This window comes from Pseudomonas sp. P8_229 (genome assembly GCF_034008635.1).
Taxonomy (GTDB): Bacteria; Pseudomonadota; Gammaproteobacteria; order Pseudomonadales; family Pseudomonadaceae; genus Aquipseudomonas.
Genome location: NZ_CP125378.1, coordinates 1,561,016 through 1,579,492, shown reverse-complemented (window position 1 = coordinate 1,579,492; position 18,477 = coordinate 1,561,016). Strand labels below are relative to the sequence as shown.

15 protein-coding genes are annotated in these 18,477 nt (G+C 61.2%); 5 read left to right on the top strand and 10 right to left on the bottom strand.

The annotated features are described in order from the left end of the window. Position 1 precedes the first annotated feature (1 nt). On the top strand, positions 2 to 715 hold the full coding sequence (locus QMK55_RS07090; RefSeq protein WP_102354966.1) for a lipopolysaccharide kinase InaA family protein: 714 nt from the start codon (positions 2 to 4) through the stop codon (positions 713 to 715). 2 nt (positions 716 to 717) lie between these two features. Then, positions 718 to 945, top strand: coding sequence for a hypothetical protein (locus tag QMK55_RS07085; protein ID WP_025111684.1), 228 nt, complete (start codon positions 718 to 720; stop codon positions 943 to 945). A gap of 172 nt (positions 946 to 1,117) precedes the next feature. On the opposite strand, the gene QMK55_RS07075 is transcribed toward QMK55_RS07085, so the two are convergent. The 10 genes from QMK55_RS07075 to QMK55_RS07030 all read right to left on the bottom strand — a co-directional run bounded on the left by QMK55_RS07075 (position 1,118) and on the right by QMK55_RS07030 (position 15,303). Further along, complete coding sequence (locus tag QMK55_RS07075; protein WP_320328938.1) at positions 1,118 to 4,153, bottom strand: multidrug efflux RND transporter permease subunit; 3,036 nt, start codon at positions 4,151 to 4,153, stop codon at positions 1,118 to 1,120. 13 nt (positions 4,154 to 4,166) lie between these two features. Continuing rightward, the gene (locus tag QMK55_RS07070; protein WP_320328937.1) at positions 4,167 to 5,315 is read right to left on the bottom strand and encodes an efflux RND transporter periplasmic adaptor subunit; all 1,149 of its coding nucleotides are present in this window, start codon (positions 5,313 to 5,315) and stop codon (positions 4,167 to 4,169) included. A gap of 283 nt (positions 5,316 to 5,598) precedes the next feature. Beyond that, entirely contained in the window at positions 5,599 to 6,699 is a 1,101-nt protein-coding gene (locus tag QMK55_RS07065) for a DUF1513 domain-containing protein (RefSeq protein WP_320328936.1), read from the bottom strand. A 14-nt stretch (positions 6,700 to 6,713) separates the two neighbouring features. Beyond that, positions 6,714 to 7,778 carry an imelysin family protein gene (locus tag QMK55_RS07060; RefSeq protein WP_102354971.1) on the bottom strand — a complete coding sequence of 355 codons (1,065 nt, stop codon included), beginning with the start codon at positions 7,776 to 7,778 and terminating at the stop codon, positions 6,714 to 6,716. Between the two features lie 27 nt (positions 7,779 to 7,805). Further along, a complete protein-coding gene (locus QMK55_RS07055) occupies positions 7,806 to 9,233 on the bottom strand; it encodes a di-heme oxidoredictase family protein (RefSeq protein WP_320328935.1) in 1,428 nt (475 codons plus the stop codon). Positions 9,234 to 9,509: 276 nt separating this feature from the next. Then, positions 9,510 to 10,853 (bottom strand): imelysin family protein, encoded by a 1,344-nt coding sequence (locus QMK55_RS07050; RefSeq protein WP_320328934.1) that lies wholly within the window; start codon positions 10,851 to 10,853, stop codon positions 9,510 to 9,512. Between the two features lie 139 nt (positions 10,854 to 10,992). Further along, the gene (locus QMK55_RS07045; RefSeq protein WP_102354974.1) at positions 10,993 to 13,044 is read right to left on the bottom strand and encodes a putative bifunctional diguanylate cyclase/phosphodiesterase; all 2,052 of its coding nucleotides are present in this window, start codon (positions 13,042 to 13,044) and stop codon (positions 10,993 to 10,995) included. A gap of 424 nt (positions 13,045 to 13,468) precedes the next feature. Next, on the bottom strand, positions 13,469 to 14,065 hold the full coding sequence (locus QMK55_RS07040) for a superoxide dismutase (RefSeq protein ID WP_102354975.1): 597 nt from the start codon (positions 14,063 to 14,065) through the stop codon (positions 13,469 to 13,471). Between the two features lie 227 nt (positions 14,066 to 14,292). After that, on the bottom strand, positions 14,293 to 14,895 hold the full coding sequence (locus QMK55_RS07035; protein ID WP_102354976.1) for a LysE/ArgO family amino acid transporter: 603 nt from the start codon (positions 14,893 to 14,895) through the stop codon (positions 14,293 to 14,295). A 6-nt stretch (positions 14,896 to 14,901) separates the two neighbouring features. Beyond that, complete coding sequence (locus QMK55_RS07030; RefSeq protein ID WP_102354977.1) at positions 14,902 to 15,303, bottom strand: ACT domain-containing protein; 402 nt, start codon at positions 15,301 to 15,303, stop codon at positions 14,902 to 14,904. Positions 15,304 to 15,399: 96 nt separating this feature from the next. Here QMK55_RS07030 and QMK55_RS07025 point away from each other — a divergent pair, with 96 nt between their 5' ends. The 3 genes from QMK55_RS07025 to QMK55_RS07015 all read left to right on the top strand — a co-directional run bounded on the left by QMK55_RS07025 (position 15,400) and on the right by QMK55_RS07015 (position 18,360). Continuing rightward, positions 15,400 to 16,299, top strand: coding sequence for a LysR family transcriptional regulator ArgP (locus QMK55_RS07025; RefSeq protein WP_320328933.1), 900 nt, complete (start codon positions 15,400 to 15,402; stop codon positions 16,297 to 16,299). A gap of 97 nt (positions 16,300 to 16,396) precedes the next feature. Further along, positions 16,397 to 17,389 (top strand): NAD-dependent epimerase/dehydratase family protein, encoded by a 993-nt coding sequence (locus QMK55_RS07020; RefSeq protein ID WP_102354979.1) that lies wholly within the window; start codon positions 16,397 to 16,399, stop codon positions 17,387 to 17,389. Positions 17,390 to 17,505: 116 nt separating this feature from the next. Continuing rightward, positions 17,506 to 18,360 carry an ATPase gene (locus tag QMK55_RS07015; RefSeq protein ID WP_320328932.1) on the top strand — a complete coding sequence of 285 codons (855 nt, stop codon included), beginning with the start codon at positions 17,506 to 17,508 and terminating at the stop codon, positions 18,358 to 18,360. Positions 18,361 to 18,477 lie beyond the last annotated feature (117 nt).

Sequence of the window (18,477 nt, the reverse complement as noted above, 5' to 3'; positions counted from 1 at the left end):
GATGGCGGTGCAAACAGCAGCAGAAACGGAAGTCGCTCCCCAGGATCGCTTCGACTACTTCTGGAACCAGCGCGGTGAATGGGTGGAAGAACCCAACGTACGCCGTGGTGGTGAAAGTGGTGTGCAACGAGTCATGGGCCGAGACGGCCAGTTACTGTATGCCAAGCGCCAGACCGGACATATCTACCGCAGTTGGCTGCATCCCTTCGGTCGCCCGACGGTGCTGCGCGAACTGGATGCCCTGACCGGCGTCAGCCGACTCGGTGTGCGCGTACCGCAAATCGTCTTCTGCGGCGCGCAGCCTGATCCGCAATACAAGTGGCGTGCCCTGCTGGTGACCAAGTCGCTGGACGGTTTCGACGAACTCGAAAAGTGGGAAGCCGCTGGTGGTCGTGCCCAATACGGCGAAGCGGTCTACGAACGCGTCCTGAAGGACCTGGCACAAAACCTTGCGCGCATGCACAAGGGCCGTTGGCAGCACAGCTGCATCTACATCAAACACGTATTTGTACGGGTGACCGGCGAGGGCGATTCGGCTCAGGTCGAGGTGGCATTGATCGATCTGGAAAAATGCCGCCAGCGTCTGACCGCTTATCGCGCGGCCGCCCATGACATGAAGCAATTGCGTCGCCATTCGTCGTTCAGCGACACGGACTGGAAAAAACTCGTCTACTTTTATGAGACGGCGTTTGGCAGCGCTATCAAAGGTTTATAGCGATGAAACTCGAAATTGCACGAGGTTTGTTTTTGGTTGGAGCCTTGGCAGTTGCTTCATTGGCGGTGGCGGCCTGGGAGCAGCCCCGCATGCAGGTGATCGGTGCCACCACGGGCGATGCTCACTGCGCAGTACCACGGGTGGCGAAAGCCTCCGTGGCCACTAAACCCGACCATGATTTGTTGCTGTTCATGTTCGGACTTTCTCAAGGGATGAGGCCACAGAGTTGAACCGATTGAAGCCCAAATAAAAGGCCTCGCAGTTGCGAGGCCTTTTTTATTGCGTGTCTTCGGGATCACACCGTCCCCTGTGGGAGCGGGCTTGCTCGCGAAGGCGGTGTGTCAGTCAACATTGCCGTTGACTGGAAAACCGCTTTCGCGAGCAAGCTCGCTCCCACAGGGGTTATGTGGTTTCTTGCGGATCGGGTTTCGCCAGCAGCGTGTAGATGCACGGCAGCACGAACAGCGTAAACAACGTGCCGATCGACATCCCGGTGGCAATCACCATGCCGATATCAAACCGGCTCACTGCGCCTGCACCGGTCGCCAGAATCAACGGCACCATGCCGAACACCATCGCTGCTGTGGTCATCAACACCGGCCGCAAGCGAATCGCCGCCGCTTCTTCGACCGCCTCGCGCGCGGTCAGGCCTTTGTCCTTGCGCAACTGGTTGGCGAATTCGACGATCAGGATCCCGTGCTTGCTGATCAGCCCGATCAGCGTCACCAGCCCGACCTGGGTGTAGATGTTCATGCTCGACCAGCCCAGGAACAGCGGAATCAACGCACCGCAGATCGACAGCGGCACCGTCACCAGAATCACCAACGGGTCGCGGAAGCTCTCGAACTGCGCTGCCAGCACCAGGAAAATGATCGCCAGCGCGAGGGCGAAGGTCACCCACAGCGCGCTGCCTTCCTGCACGTACTGGCGCGAGGCGCCGCCGTAGTCGAAGGCAAAACCGGCCGGCGCTTCCTCCCGCGCAATCTGCAACACGGTGTCGATTGCCTCGCCCATGCTGACCAGCGGGAATCCGGAGACCTTCGCGGCGTTGAGTTGCTGGAACTGGTTGAGCTGACGCGGTCGCGCCCGGTCGGTGACCTTGATCAGGGTCGACAGTGGCAGCAGCTCGCCCTGGGTGTTTTTCACGTAGTAGCTGTTCAGCCAGCCAGGGTTCTCGCGAAACGGTCGCTCGACCTGGGCAATCACCTTGTAGCTACGGCCTTCGATGGTGAAGCGGTTGATTTCCGCCTCGCCCAGCAGCGTCGCCAGGGTGCTGCCCAAGTCGAGCATCGACACGCCCATCTGCGCGGCTTTGGCGCGGTCGATGTCGACCACCACTTCCGGCTTGTCGAACGCCAGGTCGAGGTCGACGAAGGCGAACTTGCCCGACTCCATCGCGCGCTTCTTGATCCGGTCGGCCACTTGCAGCAGCAACTCGTAGTCATTGGCGGTGTTGATCACGAACTCGAAAGGCAAGCCTTCACCGGTGCCGGGCAGGGAGGGCAGGTTGAAGCCGAAGATCTGCAGGCCCGGGATGGCGCCCAGTTTGCCTTGCACCTCGGGCAGGATCTGCATCTGGGTGCGGCTGCGTTCGTTCCACGGCTTGAGCAGGAAGCCGCCGATGCCCGATTGCACACCGTTGTAGCCGTTGATCTGGAACGAGGAGTAGTACTCCGGAAACTCCTTGAAGATCTTGATGAATTCGTCGGTGTAGGTGCTCAGGTAGTCGAGGTTGGTCGGCTGCGGGGCGTTGGCCATCATGAAAATGATGCCCTGATCCTCATCCGGCGCCAGTTCCGACTTGGTGAACTTGAGGAACACCGGGATCAGACACAGCACGATCACGGCAAACACCAGCACCACCGGGCGAGTGTTCAGCGTGCCGTGCAACAGGCTCTGATAGCGGCGCTTGAGGCCATCGAAGATGCGGTCCAGTCGATGCGCCAGGCCACTGGGGTTTTCCTCGTGACGCAACAGCAGGGCGCACATCATCGGCGACAGGGTCAGGGCCACGATCCCGGAGATCACCACGGCGCCAGCCAGGGTCAAGGCGAACTCCTTGAACAGCGCCCCGGTCAGGCCGGTGAGGAAACCGATCGGCGCATACACTGCCGCCAGGGTGATGGTCATCGACACCACCGGCATGGCGATTTCCCGGGCACCTTCCAGTGCAGCCTCCAGCGGCGTTTTGCCCTCCTCGATATGCCGGTGGATGTTCTCCACCACGACAATCGCGTCGTCCACCACCAGCCCGATCGCCAGCACCATCGCCAGCAGGGTCAGCAGATTGATCGAGTAACCCATCATCTGCATGAAGAACATCACGCCGATCATCGACAGCGGGATGGTCACCACCGGGATCACCACCGAGCGCAGCGCGCCGAGAAACAGGAACACCACCACAATCACGATCAGCACCGCTTCGAACAGGGTTTTCACCACTTCGTCGATCGAGGCCTGAATGAACAGGGTGGCGTCGTAGGCAATCTCGCTCTTGAGGTTGGGCGGCAACTGGGCTTCCAGTTCCGGCATCAGTTTGCGCACTTCCCGGATCACGTCCAGCGGGTTGGCCCCGGGCGTGGCCTTGATGCCGATGTACACCGACGGCGTGCCGCCGAACGAACTGATCGAATCGTAGTTTTCCGCGCCCATCTCGACCCGCGCCACATCGCTGAGCAGCACGCGGCTGTCGCCACTGACCTTGAGCGGAATCGCCGCGAAGGCTTCGGCGGACTTCAGCTCGGTGTTGGCGTTGATGCTGGTGACCACGTACTCGCCCTTCACTTCGCCTGCGGCAGAGAGGAAGTTGTACTGGCGCACCGCGTTGGTCACGTCGCTGGCACTGAGGCCGAAACCGGCAAGCTTCACCGGGTCGAGCCACAGGCGCATGGCGAACACCTGATTACCGAGAATCTCCGCTTCGGCCATGCCCGGCAGAGTCGCCAGTTTCGGCTGGATCACCCGCGACAGGTAGTCGGTGATCTGCGGGTTGCTCAAATCCTTGCTGAAGAAGCTGATGTACATGAGGGCCGAGGCGTCGGCCGATTCCTTGCTCAGCACCGGGTCTTCGGCGTCCTGCGGCAGCTTGTTTTTCACCTCGTTGGCCTTGGCCAGCAGTTCGGTGAACAGGCGGTCGGTGTTGGAGCCGATACGCGCGTAGATCGAGATCACCGAGAAGTTCTGGCGGCTGACCGAGGTCATGTAGTCGATGCCTTCGGCGCTCGCCAGGCTCTGCTGCATCGGCTGGGTGATGTAGCCCTGAATGGTCTCGGCGTTGGCCCCGGGGTAGGCAGTGGTCACCGTGATCAGGGCGTTTTCCATTTGCGGGTATTGGCGCAGCGGCAGCTTGCTCCAGGCCTGGAAACCCAGCAGCACAATCAGCAGGCTGACCACGGTGGCGAGCACCGGGCGGCGGATGAACGGATCGGTAAAAGCCATGGGGATTCCTTGATCAGTCGGCGCGAGGCGGACTGTTCTGCTCGCCGAGGGTCTTGTCGTCGCTGATGGCGATGTGTGCGCCGTTGTCCAGTTTGATCTGGCCGGCGGTCACCACTTGTTCACCGTTGTGCACGCCCTTGTTGATCATCACCAGACCATCGCGGCGTTCGCCGGTCTCGATGAAGCGCCGTTCGGCGATCAGCACGGGTTGGCCCTTGTCGTCTTTTTCGACGCTGCCGTCCTCGGCCTTCTTTTGCCCGACCACGTACAGCGAGTTGCCGTAGAGGGTGTAAGTGATCGCGCTTTCCGGTACTACGATGTGTTTCTGCGGGTCGGGCAGCAACACCTCAAGGCTGGCGAACATGCCCGGCAACAACCTGCCGTCTGGGTTGGCCAGGGTCGCGCGGACCAGAATGTTGCGCGTGGTGCTCTCGACAATCGGGTTGATCGCGCTGATGGCGCCGGGGAAGTTCTGCCCGGGATAGGCCGCGACGCCGATCTGCACTGGTTGGCCGATCGCCAGTTTCGGTATCGACTGCTCCGGCACGTAGAAGTCGGCGTAGAGGCTGCTCAGATCCTGCAGGGTGGCGATTTTGGTGCCGCTGGCGAGGTAGTCGCCGACGTCGACCTGGCGAATGCCGATGGTGCCGCTGAACGGCGCGACGATGCGCTTTTTCGCCAGCGCTGCATTGAGCTGATTGACCGTGGCCCGCTCCTTTTGCAGCACTGCCGAGAGCCGGTCGTATTCACCTTTGGAGATGGCGCGGCTGTCGATCAACTGGCTGCCACGCCCGAAGTCCAGTTGCGCCAGGCCCAGGTCGGCCTTGGCGGTTTCCAGCAGGGCGGCTTCGACGGCGCTGTCGAGTTGCAGCAACGGTTGCCCGGCCTTGACCTTCTGTCCGGATTCGAATTTGAGTTCAGTGACGGTGCCGGCAACTTCCAGGCTCAGCTCGACGCCTTGCAATGCCTTCAGCGAGCCGACGGTGGGCAAACGCATCTGCCACGGCCGTTCGGTGGCGCTGGCCACAGCGACGCTGATTGGCGGTTTGGGTTTGGAGAAGCCCTGGATCATGGTGTAGATCGAAAAGGCTTTGTACCCGCCCAATACCAGGACGACCAGCAAGACAACCCCCAACATGATCAGCATGCGGCGACGCAGCATATTTCCAGTTCCTTGGATAAATCAGGTGAGACAGTCGGGCACATTACTCCGAGTCGGGGGCGGATTCCAACTGCGAGTTTTTACAGGTGAGGACGGAGTGAAGAAGTCTGAACACTGAACCTGTGGTGAGGGGATTTATCCCCGATGGGTGGCGCAGCCGCCCCAAAACCTGAAACCGCGGTCTGTCAATTGAACCGTGTGCGATGGTTTTGCGACTGCTGCGCAGCCGATCGGGGATAAGTCCCCTCGCCACAGGTTATGAGTCGTACTCAGAACAGGTGGTTTATGCGATCAAGTGCAGATGGTTATCCCAGAGCCCCGCCGGCAGATCCAGCGGTTTGGCCAGCAGCTCATCCTGACGGCAATCGTAGTAGCGGCAACGGCCCTGACCCGAGGTCACGACAAAACCGTCCTTCACCGCACCGACACCGGCGCAATCGGGCAACGGTGCGTCGAGGCGCACTTCGCCGCTGTCCAGGTCCCAGATGAAGAACCGGTTGCCGCGCGGCGCGGTCAACGCCACCAGGCGCAGTTCACTGTGCACGGCGACGCTGGCGGTGTAATGCCCCATCGACTGCAACTGATGATCCGGCACCGGGAACGCCACGAACGGCTGACCCGGACGCTTGATTGCCAACAGCTCGGAGCGCTCGTGAGAGGCGCCCATGAATTGCTGGCCGGCGACGATGGTGCCGTCGCTGGCGATCCCCAGGTGGCGCACACTGTTCATCTGCTGGGCGAGGGTTTCCTTGCTCAGCAGGGTGCCGTCGCGTTGCATCAGCACCAGGCTCGGTTCCATGGCGTTGAGGTTCATGTCGACACGGCTTTCCGCCTCGGTACGAATTCCGCCGTTGGCCACCACCAGGGTTTCGCCATCGGGCATCCACGACACCTGATGCGGACCGAGGCCATGGGTGGAGATCTCGCCGCTGTACACCAGCCGCTCGCCTTCGAACTTGTACACCCCGAGCAGGCCGCGACCCGGATCGCTGGTGTCGTTCTCGGTGGCGTACAGGTATTCGCCGTCCTTGTGTACCACCGCGTGGCCGTAGAAATGCCGGTTCGGCTGCGACGTCACGGTTTGCAGCAACGCCCCGTCGCGCAGGTCGATCAGGTAGCTTTCGGTGCCCGGGCGACGGGCGACGAACAGCGCGATTGGCAGCGTCGGGTGGTTGATGATGTCGTGACAACGCTGGCCGACCTCGGTGGCGAACACCCGGCTGCCGTCCAGCCGATAACCGACAGCGTAGTGCTTGCCATCGGTGTCATCGCGCGCCGAGAGCAGCAACGGGCTCTGATCCTTGCGCTTGAACAGCGTCCAGCCGCCCAGAGTCACTGCTCCCAGCAGCAAACTACCTAAAGTCAGAGCCTGGCGTCGCAGCATGGCACTTGCCCTCATCAGTCACCGTCGTTGGCGTTGAAGCCCAGTTGAATGCCCAGCGCCTTGGCCAGTTCGCCTTCGTGCAGGCGATGGACGACGTTGAGGCTGTCGTAGAGGTCGTTGAGCTGCTGGCGACCGGCGTCGTCCTGAAGCATTTCGGTCAGCGAGCGCTGGGTGCTGCCGAACAGTTTGAGCGAGGCGGCGTACGCAGCGTCGATCTTGTCCGCCAGTGGTTTCTGATCGCTTGGCAACAGACCGCGCAGGCCTTTGTTGTCGACGCCTTCCCACACGGTTTTGGCCGCAGCGAGGCTGGCTTCCATTGATGTCAGCGACGACTGGCTGCGCCATGCATCGGCCTGGAACGGCTGCGGCACACCCTTGCTCTGGCGGCCCATCGGCGTGCCGAGTTTTTTCTTCAGGGTGTCGAGGGCGGTGACCTGCACACGCAGCAGGTCGGCGATCGCTTCGTGGGAGTCGGCATAACGCTGGTTAGGGAACTTGCTCATTTGCGCGAGCATGCCGTCGGTGTTGTTCCAGGTTTGCAGAATCTCTTCAGCCAGTTGCTTCTGACGTTCGCCGATGGCGATCAGCAGCGGGCAGTATTTGGCTTTCTGTTCGTCGTTGGCGACGTCAGGCTTGGCATCGAACAGGATGTATTCGTAAGCCGACAGGCCTTGTACCACCACGCTCGACTTGGCCAGGGCCGCGGCATCGATCTGCGGCTGGGCAACGACCAGTTGTTCGACCTGACGGCCGACGAGGTTTTTCTTGTCCGGCCAGAACTGCACCTGCCACGAACGGTTGCCCTCGGCCAATGGCCCGATCAACAACGGTTGCAGCTCGGCCCAGGCTTTCTGCGCATGCAGGAAGTCGGCGCGGGCGGTTTCCAGGGTTTCCTTGCCCTGGCAGTAGGCGAGGGCGCTGACGGCCAGTTGCTTGTCGGCCTCGACCCAACGGGTGTAGGTCGGCAGGATCACCGATTTGGCGATGGCCGCCGAGGTGACCGCTTGCGGATCTTGTGGCGAGCACGCGCCGAGTGCCAATGCGGCGAGGCTGGTGAACAGTAGCTTGGGACGGAACATGTCGGGCTCCCGATTCTTTATTAGTGTTTAAAGTGAGTTCAAAAACGCCAGCAGCGCGGCACGCTGTTCGGCGTTGAAAGACAAAACCTGTTGCTGCGCCTTCTGTGCTTCGCCGCCATGCCAGAGCACGGCTTCGAGCAGATTGCGGGCGCGGCCGTCATGCAAAAACTGAGTGTGGCCACTGACCGCCTGCGTCAGGCCGATCCCCCACAACGGCGGGGTGCGCCAGTCGCGGCCGGAGGCCTGGAATTCAGTGCGGTTGTCGGCCAGGCCGTCGCCCATGTCATGCAGCAGCAGATCGCTGTACGGGCGAATCACTTGATTGGCCAGTTCAGGTTCGGCCGCGTTGGCGACGGTGGTGTATTTCGGGGTATGGCACGAATCGCAGCCGGCCTGGAAAAACAGATTCTTTCCGGCGATGACGTCTGCATCGTTAACACCACGGCGTGCAGGCACGGCGAGGTTGCGGGTGTAGAACAGCACCAGGCGCAGGATGTTGTCGCTGACTTCCGGCTCGCCGTCCGGACCATTGCCGTTCGGCGCCTGTTTGCAGGCGGTTTGCGCGTCGGTGCAGTCATCGAACGGTCTCAGGCTGGTGGTGAGGCCCATATCACCGGAAAACGCGTGAACATTCTGCTGATTGAGGTTCGGCTGCCCGGCTTTCCAGCCAAAACGGCCCATGACGGTCTTCTGCTGCGCGTCATCCCATACCTGATTCGGGCGCCCGTTGATGCCCTTGTTGTTCTGAGCTTGCGCGGCGGCGTTGGCAAGAATCGCTTCCTCCGGGATCGCTTCGAGCAGGCCGAGGCCGATCATCGGCGGCGCGACGCGGGCCGAGAAACGCGTGTCCGGGTGCATCGGCCCGTAGCCCAGTTGGCTGAATTGCAGAACCGGTTTACGCAGTTCCACTTCAGTGCCGTCCTTGAAACGGATAGGTACTGGCGTGTATTCGACACGCACTTTGCCTTCCGGTGTAACGCCGGGCACGGCCATGTCCTGGAACTGCCCGCCGTAGACCGGCTCAGGCACCACGCCGACCTGCTCGATGAGTTTGGCTAATTCCGGGGTGTCAGGGATCGAGAGTCTGACCAGCATCGACACGGCGTTGGGCGCGTCGGGCGGTGGCGGATGGCCACGGCCGTCCTTGATATGGCAGCCCTGGCAGGCATTGGTATTGAACAGCGGGCCGAGGCCATCGCGGGCGGTGGTGGTCGACGGGGCGATCACCCACGGGCTGCGGAAGAAACTGTTGCCGACACTGAAATCGACCCGGCGCGACGGCGGCAGGTTGGCTGAGGGCAGGGAGAACGCGTTCTGATCGGTCTTGCGCACGGTCGCCGCACCGCCCGAACGCGCTTCACCCGGCTCGGCCTTGGTAAAACGCGGGGCGTCATCGCAGGCACTCAGGCCCAGGGCCAGAAACAGTGCGGACAAGCGAAGAGGCAGCGAGGGCATCAGACATCCTGCAGACGGGCGAAAACAAAGGCGCAAAGTCTAACAGGGCGAGGGAGTTTGAATAAGAGGAATTATCGTTTGCTTGATACAGCGCAGTGATTTGGAGAAACGCAGTTGCCTCTGTGGGAGCGGGCTTGCTCGCGAAGGCGGTGTGTCAGTCAATTCATCTGTGTCTGACCCAGCGTTTTCGCGAGCAAGCCCGCTCCCACAGGGTTGCGTGTATGGCAGGCATGAAAAAGGCGACCCGGAGGTCGCCTTATTATCGAACGATGTTGATCAGAACTCGTGATCAGCGTTGTCCGGGTTCAGGTCGCTGATGCCCAGTTTGCCGGCAGCGGCTTCGATCGAACCGGTCTGCTTGACCAGCGATGCGATAGCGTCGCGCACGATCTGGTTGCCCGCAGTGTTGCCGGCAGCGATCAACTGGTCGTAGTGCTCACCCTTGTTGGCGTGATCGACCATGACCTGGATCTTGGCTTCAGTCGCGGCCAGATCGGCTTTCAGCGCGGTGTCGGCAGCCGGGTCGGCCTTGGCCACCAGCGACGACAGGCTGGCGCCGGTCATTTTGGTGCCGTCGACACGGGTGTACTCGCCCAGGTACACGTTACGAATGCCTTTGGCATCGTAGAAGTGCGAGTTGTGGGTGTTGTCGCTGAAGCAATCCTGTTCGTCTTCCGGCGAGTTGGCTTCCAGGGAAACCTTCATGCGTTCGCCCGCCAGTTCGCCCAGGGACAGGCTGCCCATGCCAAAGAGCATTTTGCGCAGACCGCTTTCAGCCGGTTCGGCTTCCAGGGTGGCGCGGTAGTTGTCGGCCACGTTCGGCTTCCAGTTGCCGACCATTTCTTCCAGGTCGCTGACCAGCAGTTGGGTCACGGCTTTCAGGTAGGCGCGGCGACGATCGTTGTGACCGCCGGTGGCGCCTGCGCCTTCCAGGTAGTCCGAAGCCGGACGGTTGCCGGCGCCCGGGCCTGTGCCGTTCAGATCCTGGCCCCAGAGCAGGAATTCGATGGCGTGGTAGCCGGTGGCGACGTTGGCCTCGGAACCGCCCAGCTCGTTGAGGCTGGCGAGTTTTTCCGGGGTGATGTCTTTTACGTCGACCTTGTCTTCGCCGACCTGGACTTCAGTGTTGGCGATGATGTTGGCGGTGGCGCCCGGGTTACCCAGTGCGTGCTCGTAGGATTTGTCGACGTAGTCGATCAGGCCTTCGTCCAGCGGCCAGGAGTTAACCTGGCCTTCCCAGTCGTCGATGATGGTGTTGCCGAAGCGGAACACTTCACTCTGCAGATAAGGCACGCGCGCGGCGACCCAGGCAGCGCGAGCGGCTTTCAGCGTCTCGGCGTTCGGCTTGGCGAGGAACGCGTCGATAGCGGTTTGCAGGGTTTTCGCGGTGGATTCGGCATCGCTGTAGACGGCGAAGACCATGTCGGCGTAGTGCGCGACCACAGCCTTGGCGGCGGCTTCATCGACTTTACCGGCGGCGGCAGGTGCTGCTGCAGCGGCGGTGCTGGCGGCCGGAGTCGGCGCGGCCGGGGCGGCAGCCTTGTCTTTGCCTTCGCCGCAACCGGCGAGGGAAATAGCGATGGCCAGCAGACTGGCGGTAGCCAGAGGCATACGAATCATGGCGAACATCCTGCTTCGGTAATGGAATGGACAGGGCGCGGGGGTGCGCAAAGCTGCGACATAATGCAAATCTTTCGCATTATGTGTAAAGGGCTGTGGCTGGAAATATTTCTTGTTTAGCCGAGGGTTATGCGCTGCATCAAAGGATCGCCGCGTTGCTGCGCTGGGCTTGTTTGAGATAGGCGCTCAGTTCCCGGGCAGGCAGCGGCTTGCTGTAGTGGTAACCCTGACCTTCGTGACAGCCTTCGGAGATGATGTAGGACTCTTGCTCGGCGGTTTCCACGCCCTCGGCAATCACCTGCATGCCCAGGCTCTTGCCCAATTGAATGATCGCGCGAACGATGGTCGCATCGTCGTCGTCATCCAGCAGGTCCTGGACGAAGCTCTTGTCGATCTTGATCTTGTCCAGCGGCAGGCTTTTCAGATAGCTGAGGGATGAATAGCCGGTGCCGAAGTCGTCGATGGCGATCAGCGCCCCGGAGCGGCGCAGGCTCAGCAGGTGCTGGGCGGCGGTGCTGATGTCTTCCATCAGGCCGGTTTCGGTGACTTCCAGCTCCAGGCTACGCGGCGGCAGGCGGTAGATCTGCAGCAGGTTGTTGACCACCCGCGGCAGCTCGGCGTGGTGCAGTTGCACGGTGGACAGGTTGACCGCCATGCGCAGGTCGACGAAGCCCTGATCGTGCCATTCGCGCAATTGCTTGCAGGCCTGATCGAGCACCCACTCGCCGATGGCGATGATCGTGCCGTTCTGCTCGGCCAAAGGGATGAACAGGTCCGGCGGCACCAGGCCGTGTTCCGGGTGCTGCCAGCGAATCAGTGCTTCGACCCCGACCACGCGGTGATCGCGGTAGCTGATCTGTGGCTGATAGACCAGATAGAACTGATCGCGAATCAGCGCATCGCGCAGGTCTTTTTCCAGTTCACGGCGCCGGCGCATCTCGCTGTCGACGCTGGCGATGTAGAACTGATAGCGGTTGCGCGAACGGGTCTTGGCCAGCGTCATGGTCTGCTCGGCCTTCTGCAACAGCTTCTCGGTGCTGTCGCCGTCCTCGGGGAACAGGGTGATGCCGATGGTCGCACGCAGGCGGATTTCCTGATGATCGAGGGCAAACGCCGCTTCCAGATCATCGAGGATGCTCTGCGCCAGTTCCGCCGCTTCGTAAGGCTGTTCAATATCGGCCTGCACCAGGGCGAACTGGTCGCCACCCAGACGGGCGAGGGCGCCGAGGCGGCCGCTGTGGGCGCGCAGGCGATCGGCCAGCGCCAGCAACAACTGGTCACCGGTCTGGTAGCTGAATTGCTCGTTGATCCCCTTGAAATCATCCAGCCCGACACACAACACGGCGACCCGGCGTTGCAGCTTGCCGGCGTCCACCAGAATCTTGTCCAGTTGCTGCTGCAGTTGCTGGCGGTTCGGCAGGCCGGTGAGGAAGTCGTACTGGGCCATGCGCAGCAGGCTGTTTTCCGCTTCGTGGCGCAGATGGGTGTTGCGCTCGATGGATTCGAGCAGTTGGTTGGCGGTGTTGATCCAGATGCCGAGTTCGTTTTTCTCGTGGCCCTTGAGCTGCGGAATCTTGTGCTCGCTGGGGCGATCCGGATTGATTTCGGTCAGGTGCTCAATGATCCGCGACAACGGTTTGGTCAGCAGCCAGTGATAGACCAGATACAGCACCAGGCCCATGGCCAGGGCACGCAATACGCCGGAAATGAAAATGATCACCGAACTGACGATGAAACCCTCGCCGTAGGTGGCGGTATCGAGGGTGATGCTCAGGTCACCGTAATATTCGCTGTACGGGCCGCGACCGACCAATTGGGTGGTGAAGGTGCGTTCCTGGCCGAGGATCAGGTCGGTCAGCCAGCGGCTGTTGGAATGCTGCAACTCACGGGATTTTTGCGCGAGCATCGCCTCGTTGGGATGGCCGATGGAGGCCTGGCGCACGGCGTCGTCCTGGAACAGGCCTTCGATCACCTGCATGCCCATTTCCCGGTCCAGACTGTAGACAGCCTGAGTGGACGGGTCGCGGAACATGTCGAGGATCCGTTGGGCATCGCCGGCCACAGCCTGGCGGGTCTTGTAGGCATCGAAGACGATCTGGGCGCAGCTCAAGACTACGCCGACGATCAATGCCGAAAGGAGCACGACCCGGAGCAACTTCACCGACAAGCTGTTCTTGAGTTCCAGCTTCAAAGGGTTATTCCTTGTTCCGTGCGGGTAGCGTCAAGTTGCCATGAGTATTGGCAATCCCGTGTTGGCAGTCAAAGGGACAATCAGACCGGGGATGATTTGCCCGTGGCCTTGGCCAGAATGCTGCTGTTTGGAGTATTAGCCCTATCTGTACTGTGTCGGTAGTTTTGGCCCTCAACTTGAGCGGTTCGCAGCATTTTTTCCTCTTTTTGATGGTAGCCCGCAGTGGCACGGCAGCAAGCAGCGGTAGACGGCTTGATCGTTCCCACGCTCCGCGTGGGAATGCCTCCAGGGACGCTCTGCGTCCAGTGACGCGGAGCGTCACGGGCTGCATGCCCACGCGGAGCGTGGGAACGATCATCGTCCGGGGTTTTGTCCGGGCATAAAAAAACCCGGCAAAAGCCGGGTTTTTTGTCTGGCGCGCAGCTTAAGCGGTGAAGGTTTTGCCTTCGAACTGCTCGGCAACGAACTTCCAGTTGACCAGGTTCCAGAACGCTTCAACATACTTCGGACGCAGGTTACGGTAGTCGATGTAGTAAGCGTGTTCCCAGACGTCGCAGGTCAGCAGCGGGGTGTCGCCGCTGGTCAGCGGGTTGCCGGCGCCGATGGTGCTGGCCAGGGCCAGGGAACCGTCAGCCTTTTTCACCAGCCAGCCCCAGCCGGAACCGAAGGTGCCGATCGAGGTTTTGCTGAACTCTTCCTTGAACTTGTCGAACGAACCGAAAGCAGCGTTGATGGCTTCAGCCAGTGCGCCGGTTGGTTGACCGCCGGCGTTTGGCGCCAGGCAGTTCCAGTAGAACGTGTGGTTCCAGACCTGAGCGGCGTTGTTGAAGATACCGCCCGAGGAGGATTTGACGATTTCTTCCAGGGTCTTGCCTTCGAACTCGGTGCCTGGCACCAGGTTGTTCAGGTTCACGACGTAGGTGTTGTGGTGCTTGTCGTGGTGAAATTCCAGGGTTTCCTTGGAAATGTGCGGCTGCAGGGCATCGTGTGCATAAGGCAGCGGCGGCAATTCGAAAGCCATGATGATTCTCCTAATCAGGTCTGTTGCGGTGAGCGCAAGGCCGATCACGGGCGGCCAGAAATGCACCGACGAGTTTTTACTCTTTGCGGCGCAGGGTTCGGATCATAGCACCGGGGTCAAGGCTTAACCACGCAACAACTGTGTGGGATAGAGGTTCAAGGGGATGCCCTCATTAAATGACGGATCGTCATTTAGTGAAGGCCGCCCCCTTAGCCTTTTGGAATAAATCAGCTGGCGATAATCAATTGCCCTGCAACGGTGAACATCATCACCGCCACGAGAAGATCGAGAATCCGCCAGGTACTCGGTCGCGCCAGCCACGGCGCGAGCCATGCGGCACCGAGGGCGAGGGTGAAAAACCACAGCAGCGACGCACTCGCCGCGCCCACCACATAAGCGCCCGGCACCGACTGTTGCGCACCAAGGGAGCCGATCAGTAACACGGTGTCGAGATACACGTGCGGATTGAGCAACGTCACTGCCAACGCGCTGAGCATGACCGCGCGCAGCGAGCGCACGGTCTGATTTTCGCCCTGATCCAGGCTTTGTTTCGAGAACGCCCGGCGCAGCGCCTGGCTGCCATACCAGATCAGAAAGACCGCACCGCCCCAGCGCGCCACTGCCAACAATGTCGGGTTCTGCGCCAGCACCGTGGCCAGACCAAACACCCCGGCGGCCACCAGCAGTGCATCGCACGCCACGCACAGCGCCGCCACCGGCAAGTGATGTTCGCGGCGCAGGCTCTGCGCCAATACAAACGCGTTCTGCGTGCCGATCGCCATGATCAGCCCCAATGCCACCAACAGCCCGTTTACATAGCTTTGCCACATAAGGAGTTACTCCGCGTTGGCTGCGAGATCGCGCAGTACCTGCATGGCGCGTTCGGCGTCGGCCTGACCGACGAACAAATGATCGTGGTAGTAGCCGGCGATCACGTTGCAGCTGATCCCGGCCTTGCCCAGTGCCGTGGCGAACGCGGCGGTGAGGCCGACCGCTTCCAGCGCCGAGTGCACGTTCAGGGTGATCCACGCGGCTACATAGTCGAAGCTGAAGCCGGCCTGTTCGGCGAGGGCGCGTTGCAGAATCACGGTCAGGCCTTCCTGTTCGCGAAAGCTGCCGACAATCTCCAGGCCGCTCGGCAACTGGCCGTCGCGCAAGGTACAGAACACGTATTCGCCGGCGTTGAGCTGCGGGCTCATGCTGCGCAGCAAGGTCGTGAGTGAGGTTTCGCCAGCCATTTGAGTGGTCCTTGATAAAGAGTGCTTGCTGGCTATTCTCCGGTTGAAAGCGGTATAAGAAAAACCAATAGTGCTGATCGCTCATTAGGAAAACTGATGTTCGACTATAAATTACTGTCCGCTCTGGCCGCCGTGGTCGAGCAAGCCGGATTCGAACGCGCCGCGCAGGTGCTGGGCCTTTCGCAATCGGCGATTTCCCAGCGGATCAAACTGCTGGAAGCGCGAGTCGGCCAACCGGTGCTGGTGCGCGGCACGCCGCCGTCGCCGACCGAGATCGGCCGGCGCCTGCTCAACCATGTGCAGCAGGTGCGCCTGCTCGAACGTGATTTGCAAACGCTGGTGCCGGCGCTGGATGAAGAAGGGCTGCCGGAGCGCCTGCGCATCGCGCTCAATGCCGACAGCCTCGCCACTTGGTGGGCCGAGGCGGTGGGGGACTTCTGCGCCGAACAACATCTGTTGCTCGATCTGGTGGTGGAGGATCAGACCGTCGGTCTCAAACGCATGCGTGCCGGGGAAGTGGCGGCGTGTGTCTGTGCCAGCGAACGCCCGGTAGCCGGCGCGCGCAGCGTGTTGCTCGGGGCGATGCGTTATCGGGCGCTGGCGAGTCCGGCGTTCATCGAGCGGCATTTCCCTGATGGCGTGCGCGCCGAGCAGTTGCCGCGCACCCCGGCGCTGGTGTTCGGCCCGGACGATTTCCTCCAGCATCGTTACCTCGCATCGCTCGGCGTCGATGGCGGATTCGAACACCATTTATGCCCGTCCTCCGAAGGTTTTATCCGCCTGACCGAGGCCGGCCTGGGCTGGGGACTGGTGCCGGAACTGCAAGTGCGCGAGCAGTTGCAACGCGGCGTACTGCGTGAACTGTTGCCAGATAAACCGATCGATGTGCCGTTGTACTGGCATCATTGGCGCAATGGCGGTCAGTTGCTGGGGTTGCTGACCGAGCAATTGGTACGTTCTTCGTCACAATGGCTGGTGCCCTGGAAGCAGCCATAAGCGTCAAGCTGCAAGCGGCAACTAGAGCGCTGCGCACCGTTTTAAACTTGCAGCCAGAGGCTTGACGCTCGCAGCTGCTTTTTTGTTGGAGTTTTGCATGAAAATTCTGGTCACCGGCGCAAGCGGCTTCATTGGCGGGCGCTTTGCGCGTTTCGCCCTTGAGCAGGGCCTGGACGTGCGGGTCAACGGTCGCCGGGCCGAAAGCGTCGAGCATCTGGTGCGCCGTGGCGCCGAGTTCGTCCCGGGCGACCTCACCGATGCGGATCTGGCGCGCGATCTCTGCGCCGACGTCGAAGCGGTGGTGCACTGCGCTGGTGCTGTCGGCTTGTGGGGGCGTTATCAGGATTTTCATCAGGGCAACGTGCAGGTCACCGAAAACATCGTTGAGGCCTGCCTCAAACAGCATGTGCGGCGGCTGGTGCATCTGTCGTCGCCGTCGATCTACTTCGATGGCCGTGATCACCTCGGCCTGACCGAAGAGCAAGTGCCCAAGCGCTTCAAGCATCACTACGCCGCAACCAAGTATCTGGCTGAGCAGAAGGTCTTCGGCGCGCAGGAGTTCGGTCTGGAAACCATTGCCCTGCGCCCGCGCTTTGTCACCGGCGCTGGCGACATGAGCATCTTTCCGCGTCTGCTGAACATGCAGCGCAAGGGCCGTCTGGCAATCATCGGCGACGGCTTGAACAAGGTCGATTTCACCAGCGTGCAGAACCTCAACGAAGCGCTGCTCAGCAGTCTGCTGGCGGCGGGTTCCGCGCTGGGCAAGGCTTACAACATCAGTAATGGCGCGCCAGTGCCGTTGTGGGATGTGGTCAATTACGTGATGCGCAAAATGGACGTGCCGCAGGTCACCAAGTATCGCTCTTATGGTCTGGCCTACAGCGTCGCGGCACTCAACGAAGGCGCCTGCAAACTCTGGCCGGGCCGTCCGGAGCCCACGCTGTCGCGGCTGGGCATGCAGGTCATGAAGAAAAATTTCACCCTCGACATCAGCCGCGCCCGGCATTATCTGGACTACGATCCGAAAGTCAGCCTGTGGTCGGCCCTCGATGAGTTCTGCAGTTGGTGGAAAGCTCAGGACATCCGTTGATACAAGTCCGCCGGCCGGCAATGAACCGCACCGCCGCTTGAGGGTCAATCCCTGCGGCTGCGGCGGTTATACTTCGCAGCATTTAGCCATCACCGCGTTCCACAAAGGTTGCCTCAATGTCCATGCGTAACGATGCCAACGACGATTTCGACGATGTACCGAGCCTGCGGGCCGACACCTTTGACGACGATGACATTGCACCCACCGCCCGCACTGCCGTGCATTCGCGCACGCCACCGGTGGTCAAGGTCAAGGCCGCGAGTACCGGGCCGTTGTGGGCACTGGTCGGCGCGCTGTTCTTCGCCTTCATCGGTCTGGCCTGGTGGAGCTTCCAGCAGATTTCGCTGATGGAGCAGCAGTTGGTCGCGACCCAGGAGAGCTTTGCGCGTATCAGCGAGGAAGCGGCGGGGCGCCTGCAGGACATTTCCGGCAAAGTGGTGGCCAGTCAGAGTAACGTCAACAGCGACAGCGAAGCGTTGAAGCTGCAGATCAAGCAGCTGGAAGACAAGCTGGTGGATCAGAGCAAGCAGCAACAGGGCGTGGTCGGTCAGGCCAGTGATCTGGACAAGCGCCTGGCGCAGATGACCGCGCAGACCACTGAGCAACAGAACGCCAACACCCAGTTGCAGGCTCAGGTCAAAGCCTTGAGTGCCGAACTGGCGACCCTGAAAAGCACACAGGCCGACACCGGCAAGGTCGATGCACTGCTCAAGAGTTATGACGCCCAACTGAAAAGCCTGGGTGCTGATATCACCGCGCTGAAAAAACAGGGCAACTCGAACGCGGCGATCGAGCGTCTGGAGCAGGAAATCGTGGTCCTCAAGAGCGAGCAGGACAATCGTCCGGCAACGCCACAGGGCGGCGGCAATACCACCGAGTTCGATGCATTTCGCGGGCAGATGACCCGCAACCTCAACACCCTGCAGGCGCAGATCCAGAACCTGCAGCAACAGATCAATGCGCGGCCATAGGGCCAGGGTCAGCAACTCTTGTTGTCAGGTGGTTCATCTGTAGCGAGAGGATTTATCCCCGATGGGCTGCGCAGCAGCCCAGATTGAGGCTACACATTTTTCCTGACACACCGAGCT

Coding starts and splice junctions, on each gene's coding strand:
- QMK55_RS07040 (WP_102354975.1), bottom strand. CDS start 14,065: ATGGCTTTCGAATTGCCGCCGCTGCCTTATGCACACGATGCCCTGCAG.
- QMK55_RS07025 (WP_320328933.1), top strand. CDS start 15,400: ATGTTCGACTATAAATTACTGTCCGCTCTGGCCGCCGTGGTCGAGCAA.
- QMK55_RS07075 (WP_320328938.1), bottom strand. CDS start 4,153: ATGGCTTTTACCGATCCGTTCATCCGCCGCCCGGTGCTCGCCACCGTG.
- QMK55_RS07090 (WP_102354966.1), top strand. CDS start 2: ATGGCGGTGCAAACAGCAGCAGAAACGGAAGTCGCTCCCCAGGATCGC.
- QMK55_RS07060 (WP_102354971.1), bottom strand. CDS start 7,778: ATGTTCCGTCCCAAGCTACTGTTCACCAGCCTCGCCGCATTGGCACTC.
- QMK55_RS07070 (WP_320328937.1), bottom strand. CDS start 5,315: ATGCTGCGTCGCCGCATGCTGATCATGTTGGGGGTTGTCTTGCTGGTC.
- QMK55_RS07030 (WP_102354977.1), bottom strand. CDS start 15,303: ATGGCTGGCGAAACCTCACTCACGACCTTGCTGCGCAGCATGAGCCCG.
- QMK55_RS07055 (WP_320328935.1), bottom strand. CDS start 9,233: ATGCCCTCGCTGCCTCTTCGCTTGTCCGCACTGTTTCTGGCCCTGGGC.
- QMK55_RS07085 (WP_025111684.1), top strand. CDS start 718: ATGAAACTCGAAATTGCACGAGGTTTGTTTTTGGTTGGAGCCTTGGCA.
- QMK55_RS07050 (WP_320328934.1), bottom strand. CDS start 10,853: ATGATTCGTATGCCTCTGGCTACCGCCAGTCTGCTGGCCATCGCTATT.
- QMK55_RS07035 (WP_102354976.1), bottom strand. CDS start 14,895: ATGTGGCAAAGCTATGTAAACGGGCTGTTGGTGGCATTGGGGCTGATC.
- QMK55_RS07015 (WP_320328932.1), top strand. CDS start 17,506: ATGTCCATGCGTAACGATGCCAACGACGATTTCGACGATGTACCGAGC.
- QMK55_RS07020 (WP_102354979.1), top strand. CDS start 16,397: ATGAAAATTCTGGTCACCGGCGCAAGCGGCTTCATTGGCGGGCGCTTT.
- QMK55_RS07065 (WP_320328936.1), bottom strand. CDS start 6,699: ATGCTGCGACGCCAGGCTCTGACTTTAGGTAGTTTGCTGCTGGGAGCA.